At 69.5% G+C, this 1,568-nt stretch carries 4 protein-coding genes; 2 read left to right on the top strand and 2 right to left on the bottom strand.

What is annotated here, in order from left to right:
- Positions 1-579, bottom strand: a 579-nt coding sequence (locus C1I93_RS30390; protein ID WP_258378389.1) for a ribonuclease FAU-1 family protein, incomplete at its 3' end; no start/stop codon positions are given.
- Positions 576-764 (bottom strand): hypothetical protein, encoded by a 189-nt coding sequence (locus C1I93_RS30385; protein ID WP_181445388.1) that lies wholly within the window; start codon positions 762-764, stop codon positions 576-578. The genes C1I93_RS30390 and C1I93_RS30385, both read right to left, overlap by 4 nt.
- A gap of 220 nt (positions 765-984) precedes the next feature.
- Here C1I93_RS30385 and C1I93_RS30380 point away from each other — a divergent pair, with 220 nt between their 5' ends.
- On the top strand, positions 985-1,185 hold the full coding sequence (locus tag C1I93_RS30380; RefSeq protein WP_223256743.1) for a hypothetical protein: 201 nt from the start codon (positions 985-987) through the stop codon (positions 1,183-1,185).
- A gap of 2 nt (positions 1,186-1,187) precedes the next feature.
- A partial coding sequence (locus C1I93_RS30375; RefSeq protein ID WP_181445387.1) for a nuclear transport factor 2 family protein occupies positions 1,188-1,568 on the top strand: 381 nt, incomplete at its 3' end.

The raw sequence follows: 1,568 nt of genomic DNA, 5'->3' as shown, positions 1-1,568 counted from the left end.
GGGCCAGGTGGGGTCGGGGTGCCAGGTGGACCAGGACTCGTCCCACCAGCGTTCGCCCGCGTCGAGCAGGGCGGCGATCCGGTCACCCTCGGCCCGGATCGCCTCGCCCATCCCCGGGTAGCGCCCCTCCTCCAGCCGCTGGGCGAACAGCTCCACATCCTTGAAGACGTACCGCTCGACGTCCGCCGCCCACCACAGGTCAAGCTCATGATCGAGGGTGTCCACCCCGATCGGCGTACGCCGGAACGGGTCCTGAAGGTTGAAATACCACCCGGCGAAGGCACGCTGCGGTCCGGACCAGAACACGTCGACCGAGTGCGCCTCGCCGGGGCGCTGGAGCATCAGCTTGCCGTGCCCGGACCAGGCGGTGTGCCCGGCGACCTGCCACGGGTGCCGACCGCACGGGAAGCTGCCCTCGGTGGGAAAGCCGAACTCGGCCCCCGGCGGCAGGTAGAGCGCGAGCAGCTCAGGCGAATCCTCGACGCAGATCGTCGGGCAGCCGAACCACACCTCGCCGCGCAGAATCTCCCGCCGCACCACCACCTCGCCCGGTGCGAAGCGGCCGACGGCCCGGCTCACTCCCCCGCCAACTCGGGCCGATGCTCCCTGATCCACGCCTCCACATCCGACTTCCGCCATACCTTTCCCATCGCCAGAACGGCCAGGGGCTCGGGGAAGTTGCGCTGGTTGGCGATGACGGAGGCACGCTGCCGGGAGACGTTCCCCAGCATCTGCCTGATCTCCGACACACCCACCAGCTCCATGGGTTGACGATGACAGCGCCAACCCTACTCGACTCCGACAACTACGCAAGCTATTGACAGAGACAACGGACAGCGGCAGCATTTCGGTATGACCGCACTCGAACCACACGGTCGGAGGCTGCCGCCGGGTGGGCTGCAGCGCGTACACCGGCATGTGCCTGAGCGGCCTGGGTGGCGGTGTCGGGCGTGTGGGGCGGCCTGGCCGTGTCCGGTCGGCCGGATGCTGCTCCGCGAGGAGTACGGCGCGGACCGGATCGGTCTCTCGGTCTATCTGGCCGGTGTCCTCTTCGACGCCACCGGCGACCTGATCCAGCAGAACCCGCCGCCGACCCCGGCCGAGTTGTTCGAACGCTTTCTGGCCTGGAACGCACCCCGCCGTCGACCAAGCTGCGGCGATGATCCGAACCCCGGAGGAGCATGATCATGGACGTACGGGAAGCAGCCCGGCGGTGGATGGACGCCTGGCGGCAGGGCTGGCCCGCCAAGGACGTGGAACGCATCGTCACCAGGCACGCGGAGCACGCCGACCACTGGGCCTCGATGTTCCACAGGTGCCGGGGCCGGGCCGGACTCCGCGCCTACGTCCTGGAGTGCTTCGCGGAGGAGACCCGTCCGGCCGAGGTCTGGTTCGGCGCACCACACCTCGACGGCGACCTGGCGACCGTCGAGTACTGGGCGATCACCTACCCGTACGACCAGCCCCTCACCACCTCCGGCTGCACCCTGCTGCGCTTCGACGCCGCCGGCCTGGTCACCGAGTCCCGCGACTACTCCCACACCCGAGAAGGCCGCACTCCCCCACCC

Source organism: Micromonospora endophytica, from assembly GCF_003236305.1.
GTDB classification, from domain to species: domain Bacteria; phylum Actinomycetota; class Actinomycetes; order Mycobacteriales; family Micromonosporaceae; genus Micromonospora; species Micromonospora endophytica.
The sequence above is the reverse complement of the archived record's forward strand: the minus strand, read 5'-3'. Positions and strand labels throughout refer to the sequence as shown.

What these genes read in the sequence shown, in the direction of transcription:
- C1I93_RS30385 (WP_181445388.1), bottom strand. Translation starts at nt 764, where the DNA reads ATGGAGCTGGTGGGTGTGTCGGAGATCAGGCAGATGCTGGGGAACGTC.
- C1I93_RS30380 (WP_223256743.1), top strand. Translation starts at nt 985, where the DNA reads ATGCTGCTCCGCGAGGAGTACGGCGCGGACCGGATCGGTCTCTCGGTC.